Here is a 24,540-nt window from a genome sequence, read left to right as displayed (position 1 = left end):
TTATAATTTAATAACTACTTGGCGGAGGTGGCGAAGTGGTTAACGCTCTGGGTTGTGGCTCCAGCATGCGCGGGTTCGATCCCCGTCCTCCGCCCCATTTTTTTTATTTCATTTTTTAAATCACTAGTTGTGATTTTTTTTATTGAATTTTTTTGAGTGTTTTTAATTTATTAAAAACAATATATGAATATGGTAAAATTAAAACATATTAAAAACTGGAGGAATAAAATGACACCACATATAAATGCAAAAGATAATGAAATAGCAAAATATGTTCTTATGCCTGGAGATCCACTAAGAGCAAAATATATTGCAGAAAATTATTTAAAAAATGTAAAATTAGTTTCAAATGTAAGAAACATCTTTATGTATACAGGAGATTATCAAGGAAATAAAGTAAGTATTTGTGCTTCAGGAATGGGAATTCCTTCAATTGGAATTTATGCTTATGAACTATATAACTTTTATGGTGTAGAAGCAATTGTTAGAGTTGGTTCAGCTGGATCATATGAAGAAAATTTAAAACTTTATGACTTAGTATTAGCTTCAAGTTGTTATGGAGAAAATGTAAGTTTTAGAAAAGCTTTTAATCTGCCTCAAGAACATCTAGCATATCCAAATGCCAAAATAAATTTACAAATTGAAAATAGTGCAAAAAAATTAAATATTGATCTTAAAACATTACACATTCATTCAGAAGATGCTTTTTATACAAATGAAAATGCACAAGCAAGAAAAGCAAGAAGTAATAATGCAGCTTGTGTGGAAATGGAAAGTTATGGATTATTTACAATTGCCGAAAAATTAAACAAAAAAGCAGCATGTATTTTAACCATTTCAGATAATTTAGTAACAAAAGAATATACAACAAGTGATGAAAGAGAAAAATCATTTAATAAAATGATGGAATTAGCTTTATCAATTGCTAAGGATTATCAATAATGAGAATAATTGATTTAATTGATAAAAAAGCTAAAGGTCATGAATTAACTAAACAAGAAATAAATTTTATTATAACTAATTATGTAAATAAGAATATTCCTGATTATCAAATGTCAAGTTTATTAATGGCAATTAGATTAAAATCAATGTCTGATCAAGAAATTGCGCATTTAACAGAAGCAATGATGAATAGTGGTAAAGTTTTAAACTGAGACTTCCTAAACACTATAGTAGTTGATAAACATTCAACTGGAGGTGTTGGTGATAAAGTTAGTATAGTTTTAGCGCCTTTACTTGCTTCTTTAGGTTTAACAATTATAAAAATGTCAGGACGTGGTTTAGGTCATACAGGTGGAACAATTGACAAATTAGAAACTATTAAAGGTTTTAAAATTTCTTTAACTGAACAAGAATGTATAGATATTGTTAAAAAACATAATTTAGTATTAATGGGTCAAGATGAACAATTAGTTCCAGCAGATAAATTAATTTATGCATTAAGAGATGTTACTGCTACAGTTCAATCGGTTCCTTTAATTGCATCAAGTATAATGTCAAAAAAACTCGCAACAGGTTCTAATGTTATTTTATTAGATGTTAAATGCGGTTCAGGTGCTTTTATGAAAAATATTGAAGAAGCTACTAAATTAGCAAATCAAATGGTTAACATTGGTAAAAATCTTGGGCGAAAAGTTTTAGTAGAAATTACCAATATGCAACAACCATTAGGTCGAGCAATAGGAAATAAAAATGAAATTTTAGAAGCTATTGAAACTTTAAAAGGAAATGGTCCTAAACAATTTCAAGAATTAATTTATTCTTCTGCTTCGACTTTATTATTAGAAACAAATAAAGCAAAAACTTTATTTGAAGCTAAAAAATTAATAGATCAAGCAATTAATAGTGGAAATGCTTTTTTAAAATTCAAAGATTGAATTCAAGCACAAGGTGGAAATGTAGAAGAAATATTTTCACAAAGTTGATTTGCACCTAAATATAAAAAAGAAATTATTGCTCATAAATCAGGTTATTTAGAAATTTTAAGTTCACTTGAATTTGGAATTGCTGCAATGAAATTAGGTGCAGGAAGACAAACAAAAGAAGATAAAATTGATAACGAAGCCGGAATTTATTTAAATAAATTAACTAATGAACAAGTCAAAATTGGAGATATTTTATTTACTTTATATTCATCAAATCCAATTGATGAAAATATAATTAATGATTTAAATGATTTTTGAAAAATAAATGATATTCAAATTGAATGTCCAATTATACTTAAAAAAATTCAATAATAGGAGATAAAATGGAATATAACAGAATGGTTGATCATACTTTATTAAAACCTGAAGCAACACAAAAAGATATCGATAAATTAATAGATGAAGCAAAAAAATACAATTTTTGAAGTATTTGCATCAATCCTAGTTGAATTAAATATGCATATGAAAAATTACAAAATACCAATACATTAATTTGTACTGTAGTTGGTTTTCCATTAGGTGCAATGAGTGTACAAGCAAAAGTTTTCGAAACCAAATTAGCACTAAGTCATGGTGCTAAAGAAATTGATATGGTTATTAATATCGGACGTTTTAAAGATGCTCAATATGATTATGTTCTAAATGAAATAAAAGCAATTAAGGAAACTTGTGGTAATAATGTTTTAAAAGTTATTATTGAAACTGCATTATTAACTAATTGAGAAATAGAAAAAGCTACTGAAATAGTTTTACAATCTGGTGCTGATTTTATAAAAACTTCAACTGGTTTTAGTTATCGTGGAGCTAATTTTGATGATATTAAAATAATGAAAAAAATAGCTAAAGACAAACTTTTAATTAAAGCAGCAGGTGGAATTCAATCATATGAAGATATGCAAAAAATGGCTGAACTTGGAGCTAATCGATTTGGTATGAGTAAATCAGTGAAAATTTTTGAAGAAAAGAGAAACTAAATATGGTGCAAATATTTAATCATCCATTAATAAAAACTAAATTAACAACAATGAGAAATAAAAATACTTCTCACGATATATTTAGAAAAAATTTAAATGAAATAGCATCATTAATGGTTTTTGAAGTTTTACGAGATTACAAACCTCAAGAAAAAACAATCGAAACTCCAATTGGAATAAAAACTACAGGATACTTTTTAGATAAAGAAATAGTAATTATTCCTATCTTAAGAGCTGGATTAGGAATGGTACAAGGAATTTTAGATTTAGTACCACAGGCTAGAGTTGGACATATTGGTATTTATCGAGATGAAAAAACTTTTCAAGCAATCGATTATTTTTATAAAATCCCAAATGTATCAAAAGATTCATATGTTCTTGTAGTTGATCCTATGTTAGCAACTGGTGTAAGTGCATATGATGCAATAAATAAACTTAAAAAAGAAGGATTTAAAAATATTAAACTAGTGTGTTTAGTAGGTGTTGATAAAGGTCTTAATAAAATTCAACAAGCTTTTCCAGATGTTGATATTTATTTAGCTACTAAAGACGATTATTTAAATGAAAATAATTATATAGTACCAGGTTTAGGAGATGCTGGTGATAGATTATTTGGAACAAAATAAGAAGGTTTAGTCTCTTTTTTAATTTTTAGCACTTTTTTAGTTAGAGTGCTAAAAATTTGCTATAATGTTTTATAATGAAGGGAAGGAATAGATGAAATATCCTATAATTGGCATCAAAGATAAAGTTTTAATGGTTGATGATTCATTAGAAACTACCATTGGAAAAGTAGATAGTTTAAAAATATTAGACTATGCTATTAAAAATAATGAAAAAATTGTAATAGCAACATTAAAAAAACCATCACTAACTCCAAAAACATTAGATAATTTTTATGAATATGGAGTTATTGCTGAAATAGTAGAAGTAAAATCACTAAATAAAGCTAATACTAATAATAAACTTGTTGTTTTTAAAGGGTTAAAAAAGGTTTTACTAAAACAAATAGTACCATTAAATATTTCAGATAATAATGAAGATACAATTGAAGATGGTTCTATAGAAGTTGAAGAAGTTGAAGAATATGTTTCAGATTTAAATGTATTTAAAGAACTGTTAAATAAAATCACTGATTTTTTTAATAACCTATCTTCTAAAAAAAGTGATGAACTACAAAATGATTTAATTAAGCAACTTACAAATTCAATCAAAAATATTGATGAAGAAACTGCAAAATCAATTTTAAAAAGTGAAATTAAAGTTCAAAAATTTAATGCAGAAGAAAAATATAAAATATTTTCACAAAATGATTATGTAGTAAAAGCTGAAATACTTATTCAACTTATTTTAAATCAATTTAAATTACAAATAATTGATAATGAAATTGATAGTACTTTAAGAGGTGAATTAGAAGAACAACAAAAAGAGTTTTTATTGCGTGAAAGATTAAGAATTATTCAAAAATCACTAGGTGACGATAGTTCAGAAACAAACTACGAGGAATTTGTTTCTAATAAAGAATTAAAACAACAATTCCCAGAAGTGGTTATAAAAGCAATTGAAAAAGAAAAATCAAAAACTAAAAATATGATGCCTGCAAGTCCAGAAGCAAATATTTCTAAAAACTATGTAGATTTATTACAAATCCTACCTTGAAGAAAAGTTGCTGTAGAAAATTTAAATTTGATTAATGCAAAAAAAATACTTGATGAACATCATTATGGACTAAAAGATCCAAAAGAAAGAATTTTAGAATTTATTGCTGTTTTAACTCATAATAAATTACAAAAATCACATAAAAACGATTTAATTAAATTACCAAATACAGATAAATTCTTTATCGATAAAACTTTATTTGTCAATAAAGAAGGTAGTTTAGTTAATGAATCTATTCAACCAATGCCTATTTTAACTTTAATTGGTCCACCAGGGGTAGGAAAAACAACATTAGTACGTTCAATTGCAAAAGCATTAGAAAGACCTTATATAAAAGTTTCACTAGGTGGTGTAAAAGATGAAAGTGAAATTAGAGGACACCGTCGTACTTATGTAGGGGCAATGCCTGGAAAAATCATTAATGCAATAAAAAAAGCAGGTGTTTCAAATCCAGTAATTTTATTAGACGAAATTGATAAAATGTCAGCAGATTACCGTGGAGATCCTACTTCTGCTTTATTAGAAGTTTTAGATCCAGAACAAAATGTTAATTTCCAAGATCATTATTTAGAAATTGAATATGACTTATCAAAAGTGTTATTTATAGCAACTGCAAACTACTTTGAAAATATTCCTGAAGCACTTGTAGATAGAGTGGAAATGATTGAATTAAGTTCATATACTTCAATTGAAAAATTACAAATTACTAAAAAACACTTAATCCCTAAAGTTTTAAAATTTAATTCTTTAACTAAAAAACAATTTAAAGTAAGTGATGAAATTTTAAATTACATTATTAAATACTATACTCGCGAATCAGGAGTACGTGAATTAAGTAGAATTTTAGATAAAATTGCTAGAAAAATTGTTGTAAAACTATTAAGTAAAGAAATTGAAAACGAATTTAAAATAACTTATGATGAAGTAACTAAATTTTTAGGACCAGTCAAATTTGAAGATAGTGAAAATGAAAAAGAAGATCAAATAGGTTCTGTTAATGGTTTAGCTTGAACTAGTTATGGTGGTTCTACACTTGCAATTGAAGTAAGCACTTTTGCAGGAAAAGAAGGTTTAAAACTAACAGGTTCACTAAAAGAAGTAATGCAAGAATCAGCTCAAATTGCACTAAATTATGTAAGATCACATGCAAAAGAATTTGACATTGATTTTGATTTTGAAAATAATACTATTCATATTCACGTTCCAGAAGGTGCTGTACCAAAAGATGGACCTAGTGCCGGAGTTACATTTACGACTGCAATAATAAGTGCACTTTCTAAAAAATCTGTTTCTCCAACAGTAGCAATGACAGGCGAAATAACTTTAAGAGGTAAAGTTCTTGCCATTGGGGGATTAAAAGAAAAATCACTTGCAGCTTCAAAATTTGGAATAAAAACTATTTTCATTCCTAAAAATAATGAAAAAAAATTAGTGGATGTTCCTGATGAAGTTAAAAAACAAATTAAATTTATACCAGTTTCTGAATATATGCAAATTTATAATCATTTATTTAAAAAATAAAATATTAAGCTTTATACTTAATATTCATACTATAAATACTAAGTTATACACTTGGTATTTTTTTTAAATTTTCAATTTCTTGCTCATTTAATAATCTTGATTGACCACTACGTAAATTAGAATCATCAATAAAAGCAAAAGCCTTTCGGTGTAATTTAATTACCTTATTATCAACTTCTTTAAATAAATTTTTAACATGATGGTATCTTCCTTCAAATAAAGTAACCTCATAGTTTTTTTCTTTTAAATAAATTACTTTTTGTAATGATCTTTGACCATCTATAAATACATTACTAGAATTTAGTCAATCTAATTGATTATTTGTTAAATTATTTTCTAAAGTTACAATATATTTTCTTGGTATTTGATTTTTAGGATGAAGTAATTTATTTGTTAATTCACCATCATTTGTAATTAATAAAACACCTGTAGTATCAAAGTCTAAACGACCAATGGGATATACGTATTGTGAAGTTTTTAAAAAATCCTTAATAGTTTTTCTACCTTGTGGATCATTTAATGTTGATACAACATACTTAGGTTTATTTAAAACAATATAAAGCAGTTGATGATTATTGGCAATAATTTTATTTTTATAATAAATCTTATCAGTCTTTGAAACTCTATCACCTAATGTTGCAATTTTATTATTAATTTTAAAATAACCTTTTTGTATTTCTTCTTCTGCTTTTCTTCTACTCATTAAGCCAGAAGAAGAAACAAACTTTTGTAATTTTTCTGTTGTACTGTTCATAATATTTTTAAATTATACAGTTTTTAATATTAAATTGAAAAATAAAGTATAATATTAAATAACTGCCGTCATAGCTCAGGGGCAGAGCACTTCCATGGTAAGGAAGGGGTCGCTGGTTCAATTCCAGTTGACGGCACCATATCAAAAATGACCACCACATTTTTATGTGGTTTTTTATTTTTTTAAAAACCTTAAAAATTTTGTTTCTAAAATCAAGAATTTATTTTTAATTAAACTAAAATGATGTTAAATAAAATGTGAATTTCAATAAATTAACTTCAAAATTTTATAAAAATTGCATTATTTTTTATTTTAATATATAATTTTCTATATATATATATATATTGTAAATATATCTATATCCATTAAAATTAAATAGAGGTAAATTAATGAAAAAAAATAAAAAAATATTACTTACAAGTTTATTTGCATTATCATCAATTTCTATTCTTTCATCTATTATTGTATTAAATAAAAATGTAAATAAATCATCTAATACTTTCAATGATTCTATTACAAGTTATGCAGATAATAATTCAGTAACTCAAACAACAGCTACAAATCCATTTAAAGGACAAAATCAAGGAAGCTTTACTTTTGATGATACTGTTGAACATGCAAAAGCTTACTATACAGCTTTATTTGATAAAATACTAGAAATAGTAACAAATGAATTAACAAGTAATAATCCTGAGGATGAATTCGCATTAGCTTCTGATAAAAAAGAAATAATTGAACAATTAAAACAAAAATCAATAGAAACAATTTCAATGTTTGAACCAGCACCTTATACTTCATTCTGAAATACTTATAAAGAAACTTTAATTCGAGAAATTAATAGTAAGTTAAGAGGTTATTTAGATACTATTTTTAAAAAAGAAACACTTAAAGTTAATGCTTCAATTGATTATGCAAATAAAAAAGAAGTTATGTTTAAAGATAGTATTTTAACTAATTTCACTAAAAATTACAATCTAAATTTAAATAACCAAAACTTAAAAATAACAGAAAAAACAGAAGATAATGAAATTGAAAAAACTGATAAATATGCAACTTGAAAATTTAGAAATCAAATTTCATTATTAACAGGTAATGATTTAGGATCAACAGTATTTAATGATTATGTAATTAGACAAAAATATAATGTCGTTTCTGAAACAGATGGTGGAATTTTCCAAGAAACAGAAAAGAAATTATCAATTGATGAATTTAAAGATTTAACAATAGAAGAAAATAAATATAAAGAATTAATTGATAAAATTCAAATTGCTTTTAATAAAGTAGATCAACAAGATTCTAAATATCAAGAAGACTTAAATAAAATAAACACTATAATAGCAAATCATGAAGTTTTAGATTCTAATAGTGATTACGATAATCCAAAAACTTTCCAAATTCAAAACTGAAATTCAGAAATGGAAAAAATATGAATTACCTATAAATTAAAAGAATTTGAAAATTTAGATAAAAATAATGATATTGATAAATGAATTTTTGATAATGTTAACAATATGAAAACATTAGATGTTGAATCTTTATCAAAAGAAGATTTAGATAATGCATATGATAAATTAAGTAAAATAACTTTAAAATATGAACCAGTTAAATCATTTTATAATAGAGTAAATAAAACAAGTAACCAAAAAATAAAAAAAACAATTTATGCAAAATTAAATGACTATTATAAAACAGAACACGATGCAAATGACGCAAAACTACAAGAAATTAAAAATTCATATTTTGACTTAGAAACACAATGATTAAATACTTTTGCATTTTCAAATAAATTTGTTGCAAACGATAATTTTGGTGACAATGGTCAAGATAAAATTAAGAAACTACAATCTTCTTTAGCTAATTCATTACCTAATGTAGCACTAACAAAAGAACTTCAAGAATTAATTGAAAAAACAGCTAATTTAAAAAGCGGTAGTGCTATTAATGCACTTGAAAATATTCAATTTAGTGATTCATTAGCAGATAATGTAGCTATGCTAAAAAACGTTGTAGAACAAGATGAAATTAGTTATAATAACTCATTTTGATTATTATTTCTACTTGTAATCCCAGTTATAATTATTCCTGCAATGATATATTTCTTTATCAATAAAAAGAGAAATAAAAAAGACGAAGAAGAAAAATAATTAATAATTCGGTATCATTACCGAATTTTTAATTACTTAAATTTTAATAAAAAAAAGCTGCAAAGCAGCTTGCTAAAAATATCAATAATGGCAGGGGTAGCAAGACTCGAACTCACAACACACAGGGTTGAAGCCTGTTGTTCTACCATTGAACTATACCCCTAAGCAATATTTGCTATATTATTATATAACAAAATTAATATTTTTTTATAATTTCAATAATATCACTTACTTTTGATATAGTTAATAATTCTTGATCAGGAACAGTTATTTTAAAAGTAGTTTCTAAATCAATAATAATTTGTGCTAAATCAAGTGAATCAATTTTTAAATCTTTTATTTCAGAATTTAAAGTTATTTTAGTTTTAGTATAATTTTGTAGTGTTTGAAACACTATTTGTTCTATGTTATTTTGCATGATATTATTATACAAAAATAAACATAAAAGATGATGTTTTCATTTATTTTAATACATATATAAAACAATAGATATTAATTAAATTAATAAAAATCAAGTACAGCTGTCTGTACTTGATATTATATTAGTTATTAATTTAATAAATAAATTTATAAGAATTTAAAACCTTTTTCTTCGAAGTCTTTTTGATTATATCTTTCAGGATATAAATAAGCTAATAAACGCATTTTTTCATAGAAACTTGCTCTATTAAATGGTTTAGTACCATTCCCATAAAAATCTCATTTATTTCCATTAAATATATATGCATAACCATAACCAGCACTAGCTGCTGTATATAATGCTGCTAAATTTCCTTGACTATCAAAAACACTTGAACCAGATGCTCCACCAGTTGAATCTATTACTCTAGTTGAAAATGAAATAGCTGAATTAGAAACATTAGTGGTACCATGAGTTTGTCTTATAATTGGAGCACTATTTCCATAAATATATTCACGATAACGTTGTCCACCAGAAATTTCATCAAGATTATTATGTCCAGAATCAACTGGAAAACCACCGAAAAATCAATTTAAATTTACATAATCATTAATATGAAAAGCTTCACGTGATGCTTTTATTAATTTTAATTTTTTTCAATTTAAAATATAATCTGCAATTTTCTTTTGATCTTCTGGTAAATCTTGATATTTTTGTGAATTATTTGCATAAGTTAAAAAGAACTGAGATAAATCAACAATTAAAATAGACATATCAAATCTAGCCTGTGCATTGTCAAGATATGAAATTACTTTATTATTGTATCCATCTTTTACATTATTAAAGTTTCAAAACTGATCACTATCACGATAATTAGATACTAAATCTAAATCAACATCAAATCTAGTTTTTCAATATAATTCGCTTCCAAAAGGTCCTGTATAACCTTCATTATCGTAATTTGTTGGTTTAGTAATAACATTTGGAATTCTAAAATTTGCATTGATTGTTTTTTCAATATTTGTATCTAAACCTTGTTTAGATGAATCAGCTCAACCTCTTGAAACGTGAGTATTAGTTACTACATAAAAACGATAATCATTAGGATCATCTAAAACTGGACCTAAAACACTTACGCTTGCACTAGTTGCATCATTAAAACTAAATACTCTTTGTCTTAATGCATTTAATCCTCCAGCTTGGTTATCTTCTTTTCATAATCTTCTTGCTGTATCTTCTCTTTTATTTGATAAAAATGTATCATAATTTAAATCTTCTAAATTATTATTAGTTCTTTTTGGATCTAATATTAATTTATTAGTTGCATATGAAGGAGTATTATCTTTAAATGGTACTGAATTAAATGATATATTAATTGATTCATTATCTTTTTTAGGATAACTAATTGACATATAAGCTTCAGATAATAATGCTGTTTTTTTATTAGCAAAATAATGTAAACTAAGATCATCAATTAAAAATGCATTATTATTTTTTGCTTCAACTATTAGTTTAAATTCTTTATTATTTATTTTTTGAATTTTAAATGAATAATTAAATAATAAAGCTTTAAAATTGTTGATATTTTGATAATGCTCAGTAAATTCAGTATCAAAATCTATTGTTGGTGTTAAAAAATCATTATTATTAATATTTTTTAAATCCTTATACATAAATGAAGCAGTTAAAACACTCTTATTATCTATTGAGAATCCTAATTGTTTAACATCTTTTAATAGATTTTTAAATAAATCCATTTTAAAATTAATATTAACAACCATTTTATCTTCGATATTTTCTCAATTTTTATATGAATCTAAATTCTTAGAAATTTCTGCTTTGTTATAATTTTGATTAATATTTCATAATGTATTTCTTAATATTTCTCTACCTTGAATAATTTGATAGTTAATTTTATTATTTTGTTCATCTACCATGTTTATTGTTTGTAATTTATGTGATAAAGCATTGTTATGTACAAAAGTAAAATAACGAGATAAAGCATAAAAGTTTTGTTCACTATATAAAATAGTATCATTTGATTTAGAATTTTGTGCAGCATCAGTAGTTAAATTAATTAAGTCATTTTTTGTTAAATTTAAACTATTACTTAATAAATTAGTATTTGTTGAATTTGTGTTATTTTGATCATTTTTTATATGTTGATTTATTAAATTATCTTCATAATCAAAATGATAACGAAAACTAAAATCATTTAAATGTTGAATATTAATATTTGCATATTCAGTTAAAGTTTGAGGATAAACAAATTTAGCACTGTTTAGTCTAAATTTAATATCAGGATTAAATCCATTTAATCCAAATTTACTAAATTCCTCGAATTTTATAACTACTTTAAATGTGTTTGGATAAATATTTTGTCCAATTTCATTAATATCTGGAATAAATTCTAATTCTATTCATTTATTTTTGTATTTTTCAATATGGTTATTAAAATTCATTTGTAATGAACCATAAACAGATTTTGTACTTTGATCTACAAAAACATTTAATTTGTCAATTGAAACTTCATTATTAACACTTTGTTTGTAGTTAAATGAATATTTTGATTCTTGAAAACCTAAATTAATGATTTCATTTTCATTTAATTTTATATCTGTAATTATATATTTATCAATTGATTTATTTAAATCAGAAGTGTTAAATTCTAAAGTGTTATTATTTGTTTTGGTTGCTGTAATTATTTTTGATCAAGGTTCAAAAGGTTCATAACTTTTTACTAATAATTGAATATTAGTTTCACTTATTTTACTTAAATCAGATGTATGAATAATGACTTTATCATTTGAAATATTTACATTATTAATGTCAAAGTCTGAATTTTGTATTGGAATACTAAAATCTCAGCCATACAGAGTTGGAATTACTGTTTTTGTAAAACTATTTACGTCTGCACCTTTTATATATAAACCTTCAAATGATTTTATATTTTCTAAATTTAGTGTTGCACTAAATGTAGCAGTTTTATGACGACTTATAGTTGAAATTGATTTTGAAAATTGTACTGTTTGAGTGGTATTATCATTTTTTAAATAATGTGTTTGAAAATCTAAAAGTTTCTAATGGAAAATAATCACTTTGTTCTTCAAGATCAAAACTTATATTTAAAGTATTATTAGAAATATTTTTTCTAAAATGATCTGTTACTCTGAAAAAATAAATTGTGCTAGTATTTAATGTTTGAGCATTAATTGTATATTTTGATTCATCAGAAAAACTAAAAATAGTATTTTGATTATTTTTAATATTTTTTAATTTTAATTTTTTAAATTCTCTTCCTGTTTGTATAGTTGTTTTAAAAATATTTTTATTAGTTTTTAATAAATCAATTGTTTTTGTTGTTGTATTGTTATTAGTTGTATCTTCATATTCTAATACATATTTATTATATGGACCTTTAATAGAAAAGTAAAGATCAATTGAATTTGCTCCAAATATTGCTTCATTAAAAGCAACTTCAGTTATATTTGGAACAATAGGATTAAATTTTTGATGTGGATAATTTAAATAATTGTTATTTGCTAAAAGTTGAGCATATTCTGTAGAAACAGAATTATTATTAAAGTTATTTTCATTAACAATATTTAAAGGATTTTTATCAAAATTTGCACCAATATGTGAACTTTTTCTTATATAAGCTGTATCTTTAACTGGAATAAATGGAATATTATTTGGATTTTGACTATGTAAATTATTTTCTGAAACTTGATTTTGTGATAAATCATTTTGTTTTGTTTGATTTGGAACAATTTCTTGTTTTTGTTCTTTTATTTCTGTTTTAGGACTAGGTTGTGATTGTTGCTCTGTTTTAGTTTGAGAATCAACCTTTGATTGTTCTTCTGTTTTAGTTGAAGACTGTGATTGATTTGATTTATTAACATTAACTGGATTTTCAGTTTTTTTAGTTTCTTGTTTAATTTCTTGTTGTTTTGGAGAACTTTCGGTTTTATGTTTTGATTGTACTTGATTAATATTTGTAGAAGGTCGAGGATTAGTTTGTTTTTTTTCTGGTGTTGATTGTTTGTTTAAATTTTGATCTACTTCATTGTGTTTTTTTGTATCTTGATCAGTTTTGTTATTTACTGAATTTTGATTTGATTGTGTAGAATTATTGGGTTGTTCATTTGTTTTAACAACATTATTATTTTTATTTTCAGGACTTTTATTATTATTTTCTTTTTTAACAACATTAGGTGTTTTAATTTTTTCTTGTGAATCATCAGTATCTTTTTTAGTTTGATAAGCACAACTATTTGCTATAAACACTAATGGTAATGTTGATATAGAAAAAACAAATAATCATTTTTTAGTTTTAATTTTTTTCATGTTTAATCATTTCTATTTAAATGGTTTTTCAAATGTTGTAAATACATCAGGAAGTCCAATGTTTTTTGGATACAATCTATTTAATCTTTGTACTTTATAAGCAAAGGAATTAGTATTAAATGTATTAATTTCTCCTGCAAAATTAACTCTTGGACTATTTAAAATAAATCCTATATTATAACCATCATCTTTTCCAGCATGAATTGCTAAAAAATTACCTTCATAATCAAATATTCCTGTTCCAGATGAACCACCTTGTAAAAAGTTATAAGCATTTGCACTTATGTCTTTAAATATTTGTTGGAATCCAAATGCTTCAGATTTTGTATGATGTTGTTCTCCTGGATCACTATCTAAACTATAAGTTACAATAAAATTATTTCTAATTTGCACATTTCTTTTGTGAGAAGGGAAATGACCTGGGAAAGTTGAAAGATAAGTTGTGATAAAAGTATTATTTTTTATGTAATTACCTTTATCTGAAAATTTAATATGTCTTAAAGTTTTTCAACTATGAACTTGTTCAGCACTTTTAAATCTAGGATCATTTTCTCTATTGCTATTTGATTTGTTTTGATCATAATAATTTAATAAATCACTAATATCAAAAATATGAATTTTTCAATCTAAACCTGAATATGTTATTGGTGTTATTGTATTATTAGGATTTCCACTTGTTACTTTATTTCCTAATATTTCTCTATTATCATCAGCTTCTCAAAAAATATCTCCTCTAATTGATCAATAATTTGTGTTTAAATAAAAATCAGTATCATTAGTATTTTGATGTTCTTTAGGAGCTGAAATATTTTGAGAATAATTTACTGGAACGTGTTGATTAGTTGCTACATAATATCTATTATCATTATCATCATCAGGTTTTACTTTTGCAATCATTCAACCAGTACCAAAATCTAAAGAAATTTCTCTTTTTAAAACATCATCAAATATTTGATTATCAAATGGACCTGTTGTTTTAGCTTTAATTGTTGAAAATTCAAATTGAGGTCTATAAGAAATTGAATTATCTGTTCCATCATCTTTATTTACACTATTATAAGTGTTATCATAAACAATTTTTCAATTATCATTTTTTGAATAGATAAATGCAGGAAGTTTTAATTGATTTGGATATTTAGCATTTGGATTAAAAGTTAATTTATTTGAACTATTTTCATCTTCTTCATACATTATTGATAAGTAGTTTTGATATTTTTCTACATATGTTGATAATTGTTGTGAAATATCGTGTAAATAAATTTTTGAATTTAAAATTCCGTTTTTAGCTTTTATTTTAATAATTAATTTGTGATCTTTAATTTCAGCATCTAAACTTAAATTTTCATTAACTAATTTTTCAATATCTTCGTTATTTAAGGTTGAATTTAGAGCTCCTTTATAATCAATTAATACTCCAAAGTATTTATAAATTTCTTGTCAATTTCTAATTAATTCAATTTTTAAATCATTAAAATGTTTTGTTGAAACTAATCTATCATATGAAAAACTTACTTTATATGAATTTTGATAATTAATTCATTCTGATGGTTCGATATTTAAAGGATTTGCAAAGAAATTAAAACTTATAATAGCATTTTTATTTTCAATATTTTGTAAATTATTTAAATCAAATTCATATGTATAAATATTTTTAGTATCATTTAATTTTAATTCTTTATCTTGAAAATGTTGAGATAAGGTAGCAAAGTTATATTTTTTATGATTATTAAATTCAATATTTGGGAATTTACGTGTAAATGATTTATTAGTCAATTTATCTTTTGCATAATAATATTGAGTTTGGTATAAATAATAATCATTTGCTTTTATTCAGTTTTCATCATTATATTCTCAATTAATATTATCAGTTTGAGAAATTTCATCCATATAATATGTTTTATCTTTGTTTTCATAATTTAATTTATTTAATGAGTAATTATTATCTTTATAACCATGAGATTTTGTGTTTTGAGTTGAAAGTTCAAATTTTATATCTTGAATTTGATTTTTATTTTTGACTTCTAATTCTTTTTCTGGTTGGAAATTATATTTATTTACTAATTCAACTGATTTAAATTTTCAAGTTATTAATGCAGGTAAATTACTTATTTTAAAATTATTTAATTGATCATATGTTAAAACTATGCTTTTAATATTTTTTATTCTATCTTTTCTTAATTTAAAATCTAAACCATTAAAAAATTGTCCATATGTATTTATATCAGATTGAGAATATGGTTGTGTAGTATCGTATTCTAGTTGTTTTGCATCTACAAAGTTAATTTTTATATATTTTTGTTTTAACATATCTAAATTTTCTAACGCTGTAGAATCTAATTCGATATGACCATTATAAGTATTATATTTTGAATTATCTTTAACTATTTTTAGTTCATTAATATTTCCTAAAAATTGATTTTCAGAACTAAATTTAATATCTGTTGGATTATAAGCTTTATAAGATGATGAAATTGAAGTATATGTTTTATCTTTTGGAAGTGATAAACTTTTTCTTGCACTTAAATCAAAAACATTTGTTACAACTCAATCTTTTATACTTTTATCTAAATTATTTACATTTTTTAAAACAATATGATTATTTTCGTAATTACCTTCTAAAACTAAATCAGAACCATAGATATTTTCAGATGGTTTAAGTTCAACTAAAACTTTTGAATTCATATCAGCATTAAAATTATTATTTAAATATAAAGTAATGTTTTGATTATTTTTATCATATGAAACTGAATTTACCCATAAATTGTTATTAACATTAGTTGATCTTGCTAATGTATTAATTGATTTTGAATATGAAATGTTTTGGTTATTTAGTTTTATATTACTAATATTTGATACAGTATTGGTTTTAATTTTTACTAAAACATTTTTTGAATTACCATCATAATCCACATTGTAATTTTCAGAATTTAAATTAAAACTTAATGTATTTTTTTGATTATAAGCACCTAAATTATCAAAATGAAAAAGTAGATAGTTGTTATTATCCAGATTATCAACTAATTGAATATTATCAACAGTGTATTGTTGATTTAATCTCTTAAGTTCTGTAATTTTACTTTCATAGTTTACGTCACTAAAAACTGTTTCTTGATGTGTATTTTCTTGATTAGATAATGTTTGATTATCTTGTTGAATATTATTTTCATTTTGATTGGTTTGAACTTCTTCTGGTTGTTGTGTTTTTGTATTATCTACATTTTCAGTTTCAGTAACATTTGTTTTTGTTTGACTTGAACTATTAACATGTTCAGTTTGTTGAGATGGTTGTTGAGAATCAGAAGTTTTATTTTCTTGTATATCACTTTGAGTATTTACTTTTTCAGGTTGTTGAGATTCATTGGGTTTCTTTTGTTTTACTTCATTTGTTTTAGTAGATAAATTATTATCTACATTTTTATTTTCTTCTTTATTGTCAATATTTTTGTGTATATTTTCTTTGGAAGGATCTTGTTCTACTTTTTTATTTATTTGTTGATTATTTGTATTATTTTTAGCTTCTTTTGTTTCTTTTTTAGTTTCATCTTTCTTAGAAACTTTATTTGTTTGTTTTAAATCATCTGAATTTTGAGAAGATTTCTTTTTATCTAAATGAGATGATTGATTATCTAAATTTTTTTGTGTTTTTTTATCTTTATTTTCTTCTCCAGTTTTAATATTTTTGATCGCATTAAAATCTGTTGTACATGAACTTAAAAATAAAGGTAAAATAATTGTAGGAGCACTTAATATATATAAAAAATGTTTTTTTCTCATTTTTATTTTCCTTATTTTTTAATTGAAGTTATTGTTTAAATTGAATTATTAAAAATCTAAATTATCTTATATATTTATATTTAATTTTTTAGATATTAAAATTATAAACTTGTTTTTTTTTTTTTTTTTGTGGAAAACCATAAAAAATAAAAAAAAATAATAAATCATATTTATATATAAATAAAATATCAATAATAAAGATTTTAAAATAATTAAAAAAGATAATTTTGTCTTAATTATTAAATTAATGGTTGTTAAAGTATAATATAATGTACATTATTTAATATAGGATAAAAAGGATAAATATGCAAATACTTTTAGATGGAAAACAATTAGCTAATTTATTAGAAAATAAAATTGCAAATATTTTAAAAACAATTAATTTGACTTCATTACCTAAATTAGGTATTGTACAAGTTGGTGATTTAGAAGAATCTAATATATACATCAGACATAAGTTAGAAACTGCTAAAAGATTAGGTTTTGAAGCATATTTATTTAAATATCCTGAACATATTACAAATGAAATACTCATTAATGAAATTAAAAATATTCAAAATCAAGTAGATGGGTTAATAGTACAACTTCCTATACCATTACATTTAAATAAAAATCAAATATTAAATAATATCGATGAGCAAAAAGATATCGATGGTTTAAATGAAATTAATGCCTTAAAACTAAAAAATAAACAAAAAAGTTTTTTACCTGCAACGGCTTTAGGAATTATTATTCTTGCAAATTATTATAAAATTAATTTAGAAACTACCAATATTGGAGTAGTTGGTGAAAGTCAAATAGTTGGACAACCTGTTAAATATGCACTTTTACATAAAAATAAAAATGTAACTAGTTATAATAAAAATTCAAATATTGGTTATTTAAATAAACACGATGTATTAATTGTTGCAACTGGAATAAAACATTTAATTACAAAAAAGTATGTTAAAAACAATGCAGTAGTTTTTGATGTAGGTATTCATCGGGATAAAAATAATAAAATTACTGGTGATTGTGATTTTGATGATATTAAAGATATTTGTTATGCAATAACACCAGTACCTGGTGGAGTTGGTCCTATGACTGTTATATCTTTAATTATTAATTTATTAATTTCATTTACAAATACACATGCAGAATATAAAAAATATTTTAAAGAGATTTTAGAATTAGCTAATTTTTCAAAATAATTAGTTAATATATTGTATTATTAAAATAAAGGAGTGTTTTTACTTATTTCATTTTTTCTAGGTGGACTAGGAATTGATAGATTTATGAAAGGTCAAATTGGATTAGGTGTATTAAAACTAATAACAGCTGGAGGATTTGGAGTTTGATGATTAATTGATTTAATATTAATCGCAACTGGTTCAATTAATCCACCTGGAAATTTCTAAAAATCAAAAATTTTTATCATTAAAATAAAAATATGTTAAAATGTAGAAGCATTAAAAGCAAAAAGAAGATTCATTTCTCACCTTGGTCTATTTAAAGATCGGGTTGCTACTATGTTTTTACATATTGTAGTGAGAAGTGGATAAAACCACTTTTTTTATTTATTAAGGAGATACTTATACAATCAAATCAAAAACAATTTCAAAAAGATAAAAGACCAAAAAGTGAACATGTTTTAAATAATGATATACCATACAAAAAAGTATTTGTATTAAATTCAAATGGAGAACAAATTGGTGTTTTAGATAAAAAAGAAGCTATTGAAATGGCTAAAAACGATAAAATGGATTTAGTTTTAATTTCAATTGCAAATAATAAACCAATAACTAAAATATTAGATTACGGTAAATTTAAATACGAAAGAAAGAAAAAAGCCAAAGAAACAAAAGAAAAACAAGCTGTAACAATAAATCGTGAAGTTAGATTAACTGTTAATATTGGAGATCACGATTTACAAACAAAAGCAAGAAAAGCTAAAGAATTTTTGATCGATGGTGATAGAGTTAAAGTAAGTTTAAAATTTAGAGGAAGAGAAATGACTCGTCCTGAAATAGGTCAAGAAGTTCTTAATAAATTTTATTCATATGTAGAAGATGTTGCAAAAATTTCTAAAGAAGCAACATTAGTAAATGATCGTTTCTTAGATATGTATATAGAAAAAGATAAAAAGAAAGTGTTACAACTAGAAAAAAATAAAGACACAAACAATAAAGGAGATACAAATGCCTAAAATGAAAACTAAAAGTGCTTTAAAAAAACGTATTAAAGTCACAGCATCAGGAAAAATTAAACGTGGAAATGCATATCGTTCACACTTAGCTCAAAATAAAACAACAAAACAAAAAAGACAATCACGTAAATCAGGTTTAATGGCTAAATCAGATTACAAAAGATTAAAAGAATTAATATAATAGAAATAGAAAGGATTTAATATGCGTGTAAAAGGTGGAACAGTTACAAGAGCAAGACGTAACAAATGACTAAAATTAGCTAAAGGATACTGAGGACACAAATCAATAGGGTATAAAGTAGCTAAACAAGCAGTTGTTAAATCATGAACATATGCATTTAGAGATAGAAAACAAGTAAAACGTGATTTTAGAAAATTATGAATAGCTCGTATTAATGCAGCAGCAAGACCATTAGGAATTTCATATTCACGTTTAATTGATGGATTAAAAAAATCAAATATTCAAGTGAATAGAAAAATGCTAAGTGAATTAGCAATTAATTATCCACAAACATTTGAAGAATTAGTAAAACAAGCTAAAAAGGCTTTAAATTAATTAATTCTAGTAGATAGTACTTGCTATCTATTTTTTTATTTTTAAGCTTTTTTAAAGTAAAATTAAAATAATAAATATTAAAAAGGATAAGTATGAAAAGAGTTGTAATCGGACTAAGTGGAGGAGTCGATAGTTCAGTTGCTGCACATTTATTAAAGCAACAAGGTTATGAAGTTATTGGACTTTTTATGCGTAATTGAGATAGTTTTACAAATAATGATTTTAAAGGTAATGAAACACTAAATCAAACTATTTGTACTCAAGAACAAGACTATTTAGATGCAAAAGCAGTCGCTAAAAAACTAAATATTCCTTTATATCGTGTAGATTTTATTAAAGAATATTGAGATAATGTTTTTTTATATTTAATAAATGAATATAAAATAGGTCGAACTCCTAATCCAGATATTTTTTGTAATAAATTTATCAAGTTTGATGCTTTTTTAAATTATGCAATTAATGAATTAAAAGCTGATTACATTGCAATGGGTCATTATGCCAAAAGTATTGATGATGAATTATTTAGAGCAAAAGATGAAAATAAAGACCAAACATATTTTTTAGCACAATTATCAAATGATCAAATTAAAAAAGCCATTTTTCCATTACAAAATTTAACAAAACCTGAAATTAGACAAATAGCTCATGATTTAAATTTAATTACTGCAAATAAAAAAGATTCAACTGGAATTTGTTTTATTGGCGAAAGAAGATTTAGTGATTTTTTAGAAAATTATATTCCTGCACAACCTGGAAATATTATAGATATTGCAACCAAAGAAATAGTTGGAACACATAAAGGCGCGATGTATTATACAATTGGGCAAAGAAAAGGACTAAATCTCGGAGGATATGAAAAACCTTATTTTGTAGTAGGTCATAATATTAAAAAGAAAATTATTTATGTAGCAAATAGTGAAGCAGAACATTATTTAAAATCAAATAAAATGATTGCAATTAATTTTAATAAAATAGCACACTCATTTAATGAAAACAATTTAACTGCAAAATTTAGATATCGGCAAAGTGATATTAAAATAAATATAAAATTTATCAGTAACACAACATTAGAAATTACTTATCCATTAACAGAAGCAGTGACACCAGGACAAGAAGTTGTAATTTATGATGGCCAAAAAGTTGTTGGTGGTGCAATTATTGATAAAATATTTTTAAATAACCAAGAAAAAACATTTTTATATGAGGAATAACATGAAAAAACTAACTTCAAAAGAAATAAGACAATTATGATTGGACTTTTTTAAATCTAAAGATCACTTAGTTGTTGAATCTAAAAGTCTAATACCAGTAAATGACCCTTCACTTTTATGAATTAATAGTGGTGTAGCTACTTTAAAAGATTATTTTAGTGGTAAAAAAATACCTCCACATCCAAGAATAACTAATTCACAAAAATCAATTCGAACAAATGATATAGAAAATGTTGGAATTACAACAAGACATCATACTTTTTTTGAAATGCTAGGAAATTTTAGTATTGGTGATTACTTTAAAAAAGAAGCAATTGAATTTGCATATGAATTTATTTTTAAAAGATTAGAATTTTCAAAAAACGATATTTATATAACATATTTTGAAGAAGATATGGATACTTATAATTATTGATTAAATTTAGGTATTTCTCAAGATCATTTAATAAAAGGAAATAGAGATACTAATTTCTGAGACGTAGGACAAGGACCTTGTGGACCAGATACTGAAATTTTCTTTGACAGAGGTTCAAAATACGATTCAAGAGGTATTGAATTAATTAAAGGAGATATTGAAAATGATCGTTTTATTGAAATATGAAATATTGTATTTAGTCAATTTAATAATGATGGTGAAAATAATTACACTGAACTTACCCATAAAAACATTGATACTGGAGCTGGTTTAGAAAGAATTTCAAGTATTTTACAAGATGTACCTACTAATTTCGATACTGATTTATTTCAAATAATTATTAAAGAAATTGAAAAATATACAGATTATAAATATGATATGAACAATTATTTTACAAAAGATGTTCAACAAGCAAAAATAAATACTCAATTTAAAATTATTGCAGATCATATTAGAGCATGTGTAAATGCTATAAATGATGGTGTAAAACCTTCAAATGTAGGTCGTGGATACATTATTCGTAGATTAATTCGTCGTTCATATCGTTCAGTTTTAAAATTAGGAATTAAAGAAGATGCATTTTTATATAAATTAGTTGATGTAACAAAACAATCATTAATTTATGATATTGATGTCACAAAAGTAGCAAATATTATTAAAGATGAAGAAATATTATTTTCCAAAACTATTAATCAAGGTGAAAAACTTCTTGAAAAAGAAATTGAAAAAAATGGTCATATTTCTACTGAAATTGCGTTCAAAATGTTTGATACTTATGGTTTTCCTATTGAACTTACAAATGAAATATTAGCAGAAAAAAATCTTCAAATTGACTTAAATGACTTTAATAATTATTTAGAAATTCATAAACAAAAATCAAGAAGTAATGTTTCTAATGCAATGGAAAAAGTAATTAGCAGTTTAGACATCATTACAAACAAAGTTAGTGATTTTACAGGTTATGAAGAAACAACTCATAAAAATGCTTCAATACTTTATTTATTAAATGATTTTGAAGAAATTGAACAAACTAATAGTGACCAAGAAATTTCATACTTAGTTTTAGATAAAACTCCTTTTTATGCAACTAGTGGTGGACAATTCCATGATTTTGGAATCATTAAGCAATCAGAAAATGAACTTGAAGTATTAGATGTTTTTAAAGATAAATACTGAAATCATATTCATAAAATAAAAGGTAGAATTCAAGTAAATATGCCAGTGGATTGTTTTGTTAATGAGCAAGCAAGAGAAGGTTATATGAGAAATCATAGTTCTACTCATATTATGTTTAGTGCATTAAGACAAACTTATCAAGATGAAAAAATAGAACAATTAGGTTCAAGTATAATGCCTGAATATTTTACATTTGACTTTCCACATGATAAAAAACCAACAATTCAAGAAATTAAAAACATTGAAAACATAATGCATCAATACATTAAAGATAATGTTAAAAGAGAATATAAAATTATGTCAATTAAAGAAGCTAATGAATTAGGGGCTTTTATGACAATTGAAGAAAATGAATATCACGATCAATCAGCTGTTAGAGTTGTAGTTTTTGATCCAATAACAAAAGATTTATGTGGAGGAACACACTCACCTAATACAGCATTTATTGAAGACTTTAAAATTGTTGGTGTAGAAAATAAAGGAACAGGAATATATCGTTTAAGAGTTATTACTTCAACTAAATTAGTAAGAAATTATTTATTAAACGAAATTAAAAAATATCAAGAAATAGTTAAATCAATTATTTTAAAAAATCAAGAATTAGATCAAAATTACAATGTAAAATTACCAGATATTAACTTAAACCAATCAAATCGAGATTTAGAAAATGAAATTGATTTATTAAAACAATTAGAAACTAAAGTAAGAGATGAATTTAAAATTTTATTTAAACAGTCTCAAAATACAACTATTAATTTAGAAGGTATTAAACCTGAAAGTATAAATAACAAACAAACTATCTTATTAGAAGTAAAAAATATACAAGATACAAAAAAAACAGCAGTTGAACTAAGAGAAAAATTTAATGATGTGCTTGTTGTTACAATAAATTTAGAAAACAATAAATGTTTTGTTGTAGTTGCATCAAAAATCTACAATTCTAATGATATTTTAAAACTAATATTAACAAAATATCAAGGGAAAGGTGGAGGAAATACAATTGTAAGTCAAGGAAGTTTTGTAACAAATCTTACAACTGATGAATTATTTAAAAACATTAAAGAAGATATATTATGCGCAAATTAGCCCTTGATCTAGGAACAAGAACTTGCGGTTTTGCAATTACCGATGATGATAATATCATCGTAACAGGACTTGAAAACTTTCGTTTTAAAGAAAATAATTTTCAAGCAGTAATAGCTAAAATAAATGAATATTTAATACAATATAAAAATATTGATACATTAATTTTAGGTCATCCCTTAAGAAGTAATGGAACTAAATCAGAGCGAACTGAAATGGTAGAAAATTTTCAAAAAATGCTTGAAAATAAGTTTCATTTAGATGTTGTTTTAGTAAATGAATACGGTTCAACAATAGCAGCTGAAAATATTTTAATAGAAGCTGGATTTAAAAGAAAAAAAAGAAAAGGAGTAAAGGATAAATTGGCAGCTCAATTAATTTTAGAAGATTATTTAAACTACCATTTTAAAAAATAA

At 23.8% G+C, this 24,540-nt stretch carries 21 protein-coding genes and 3 tRNA genes; 18 read left to right on the top strand and 6 right to left on the bottom strand.

Annotation, left to right across the window (positions count from 1 at the left end):
- Positions 1-21: 21 nt before the first annotated feature.
- The 6 genes from HLA92_RS01300 (at position 22) to lon (ending at position 6,079) form a co-directional block, all read left to right on the top strand.
- Positions 22-97 (top strand) — tRNA-His (locus tag HLA92_RS01300).
- A gap of 92 nt (positions 98-189) precedes the next feature.
- A complete protein-coding gene (gene deoD / locus HLA92_RS01295; protein WP_336508845.1) occupies positions 190-942 on the top strand; it encodes a purine-nucleoside phosphorylase in 753 nt (250 codons plus the stop codon).
- Positions 942-2,237 (top strand): thymidine phosphorylase, encoded by a 1,296-nt coding sequence (locus HLA92_RS01290; RefSeq protein ID WP_171112755.1) that lies wholly within the window; start codon positions 942-944, stop codon positions 2,235-2,237. Before deoD ends, HLA92_RS01290 begins: the two co-directional genes overlap by 1 nt.
- Positions 2,238-2,248: 11 nt before the next feature.
- Positions 2,249-2,899 carry a deoxyribose-phosphate aldolase gene (gene deoC, locus HLA92_RS01285; RefSeq protein WP_171112752.1) on the top strand — a complete coding sequence of 217 codons (651 nt, stop codon included), beginning with the start codon at positions 2,249-2,251 and terminating at the stop codon, positions 2,897-2,899.
- 2 nt (positions 2,900-2,901) lie between these two features.
- On the top strand, positions 2,902-3,525 hold the full coding sequence (upp, locus tag HLA92_RS01280) for a uracil phosphoribosyltransferase (RefSeq protein WP_171112749.1): 624 nt from the start codon (positions 2,902-2,904) through the stop codon (positions 3,523-3,525).
- Between the two features lie 91 nt (positions 3,526-3,616).
- Positions 3,617-6,079 carry an endopeptidase La gene (gene lon, locus HLA92_RS01275; RefSeq protein ID WP_171112747.1) on the top strand — a complete coding sequence of 821 codons (2,463 nt, stop codon included), beginning with the start codon at positions 3,617-3,619 and terminating at the stop codon, positions 6,077-6,079.
- 43 nt (positions 6,080-6,122) lie between these two features.
- On the opposite strand, the gene HLA92_RS01270 is transcribed toward lon, so the two are convergent.
- Positions 6,123-6,833: a pseudouridine synthase gene (locus HLA92_RS01270; RefSeq protein ID WP_171112745.1), complete on the bottom strand. Its 711-nt coding sequence runs from the start codon at positions 6,831-6,833 to the stop codon at positions 6,123-6,125.
- A gap of 64 nt (positions 6,834-6,897) precedes the next feature.
- Here HLA92_RS01270 and HLA92_RS01265 point away from each other — a divergent pair.
- Both HLA92_RS01265 and HLA92_RS01260 read left to right on the top strand, forming a co-directional pair.
- A tRNA-Thr gene (locus HLA92_RS01265) sits at positions 6,898-6,972 on the top strand.
- A gap of 250 nt (positions 6,973-7,222) precedes the next feature.
- A complete protein-coding gene (locus tag HLA92_RS01260; RefSeq protein WP_171112743.1) occupies positions 7,223-8,977 on the top strand; it encodes a hypothetical protein in 1,755 nt (584 codons plus the stop codon).
- 88 nt (positions 8,978-9,065) lie between these two features.
- Here HLA92_RS01260 and HLA92_RS01255 read toward each other — a convergent pair.
- The 3 genes from HLA92_RS01255 to HLA92_RS01245 all read right to left on the bottom strand — a co-directional run bounded on the left by HLA92_RS01255 (position 9,066) and on the right by HLA92_RS01245 (position 11,839).
- Positions 9,066-9,140 (bottom strand) — tRNA-Trp (locus tag HLA92_RS01255).
- A gap of 33 nt (positions 9,141-9,173) precedes the next feature.
- The gene (locus tag HLA92_RS01250; protein ID WP_171112741.1) at positions 9,174-9,395 is read right to left on the bottom strand and encodes a phosphopantetheine-binding protein; all 222 of its coding nucleotides are present in this window, start codon (positions 9,393-9,395) and stop codon (positions 9,174-9,176) included.
- A 149-nt stretch (positions 9,396-9,544) separates the two neighbouring features.
- On the bottom strand, positions 9,545-11,839 hold the full coding sequence (locus HLA92_RS01245; protein WP_171112739.1) for a hypothetical protein: 2,295 nt from the start codon (positions 11,837-11,839) through the stop codon (positions 9,545-9,547).
- A gap of 127 nt (positions 11,840-11,966) precedes the next feature.
- Between HLA92_RS01245 and HLA92_RS01240 the strand changes: the two genes are divergently transcribed.
- Positions 11,967-12,110 (top strand): hypothetical protein, encoded by a 144-nt coding sequence (locus HLA92_RS01240; RefSeq protein ID WP_171112737.1) that lies wholly within the window; start codon positions 11,967-11,969, stop codon positions 12,108-12,110.
- Between the two features lie 60 nt (positions 12,111-12,170).
- Complete coding sequence (locus tag HLA92_RS01235) at positions 12,171-12,434, top strand: hypothetical protein (protein ID WP_171112735.1); 264 nt, start codon at positions 12,171-12,173, stop codon at positions 12,432-12,434.
- Here the strand turns inward: HLA92_RS01235 and HLA92_RS01230 are convergent.
- Both HLA92_RS01230 and HLA92_RS01225 read right to left on the bottom strand, forming a co-directional pair.
- Positions 12,417-13,724: a hypothetical protein gene (locus HLA92_RS01230; protein ID WP_171112733.1), complete on the bottom strand. Its 1,308-nt coding sequence runs from the start codon at positions 13,722-13,724 to the stop codon at positions 12,417-12,419. The two genes, HLA92_RS01235 and HLA92_RS01230, sit on opposite strands and share 18 nt — an antisense overlap.
- A 12-nt stretch (positions 13,725-13,736) precedes the next feature.
- Positions 13,737-17,498, bottom strand: coding sequence for a hypothetical protein (locus HLA92_RS01225; RefSeq protein WP_171112730.1), 3,762 nt, complete (start codon positions 17,496-17,498; stop codon positions 13,737-13,739).
- 305 nt (positions 17,499-17,803) lie between these two features.
- On the opposite strand from HLA92_RS01225, the gene HLA92_RS01220 reads away from it, so the two are divergent.
- From HLA92_RS01220 to ruvX, 8 genes are all read left to right on the top strand, one after another.
- Entirely contained in the window at positions 17,804-18,688 is an 885-nt protein-coding gene (locus HLA92_RS01220) for a bifunctional 5,10-methylenetetrahydrofolate dehydrogenase/5,10-methenyltetrahydrofolate cyclohydrolase (RefSeq protein WP_171112728.1), read from the top strand.
- 33 nt (positions 18,689-18,721) lie between these two features.
- A complete protein-coding gene (locus tag HLA92_RS01215) occupies positions 18,722-18,895 on the top strand; it encodes a TM2 domain-containing protein (RefSeq protein ID WP_171112725.1) in 174 nt (57 codons plus the stop codon).
- Positions 18,896-19,035: 140 nt separating this feature from the next.
- Positions 19,036-19,683, top strand: a complete 648-nt coding sequence (gene infC / locus HLA92_RS01210; RefSeq protein ID WP_336508850.1) for a translation initiation factor IF-3 — start codon at positions 19,036-19,038, stop codon at positions 19,681-19,683.
- A complete protein-coding gene (gene rpmI / locus HLA92_RS01205; RefSeq protein WP_171112723.1) occupies positions 19,676-19,864 on the top strand; it encodes a 50S ribosomal protein L35 in 189 nt (62 codons plus the stop codon). Before infC ends, rpmI begins: the two co-directional genes overlap by 8 nt.
- Before the next feature lie 21 nt (positions 19,865-19,885).
- Positions 19,886-20,239 (top strand): 50S ribosomal protein L20, encoded by a 354-nt coding sequence (gene rplT, locus HLA92_RS01200; protein ID WP_171112721.1) that lies wholly within the window; start codon positions 19,886-19,888, stop codon positions 20,237-20,239.
- 92 nt (positions 20,240-20,331) lie between these two features.
- Positions 20,332-21,450 carry a tRNA 2-thiouridine(34) synthase MnmA gene (mnmA, locus tag HLA92_RS01195; protein WP_171112719.1) on the top strand — a complete coding sequence of 373 codons (1,119 nt, stop codon included), beginning with the start codon at positions 20,332-20,334 and terminating at the stop codon, positions 21,448-21,450.
- 1 nt (position 21,451) lies between these two features.
- The gene (gene alaS, locus HLA92_RS01190; protein ID WP_212751824.1) at positions 21,452-24,127 is read left to right on the top strand and encodes an alanine--tRNA ligase; all 2,676 of its coding nucleotides are present in this window, start codon (positions 21,452-21,454) and stop codon (positions 24,125-24,127) included.
- Complete coding sequence (ruvX, locus tag HLA92_RS01185) at positions 24,115-24,540, top strand: Holliday junction resolvase RuvX (protein WP_171112714.1); 426 nt, start codon at positions 24,115-24,117, stop codon at positions 24,538-24,540. Before alaS ends, ruvX begins: the two co-directional genes overlap by 13 nt.

Origin of the sequence: Mycoplasma miroungirhinis, from assembly GCF_013008815.1 — a bacterium.
In the GTDB taxonomy this organism is placed as follows: Bacteria; Bacillota_I; Bacilli_A; order Mycoplasmatales; family Metamycoplasmataceae; genus Metamycoplasma; species Metamycoplasma miroungirhinis.
The sequence above is the reverse complement of the archived record's forward strand: the minus strand, read 5'-3'. Positions and strand labels throughout refer to the sequence as shown.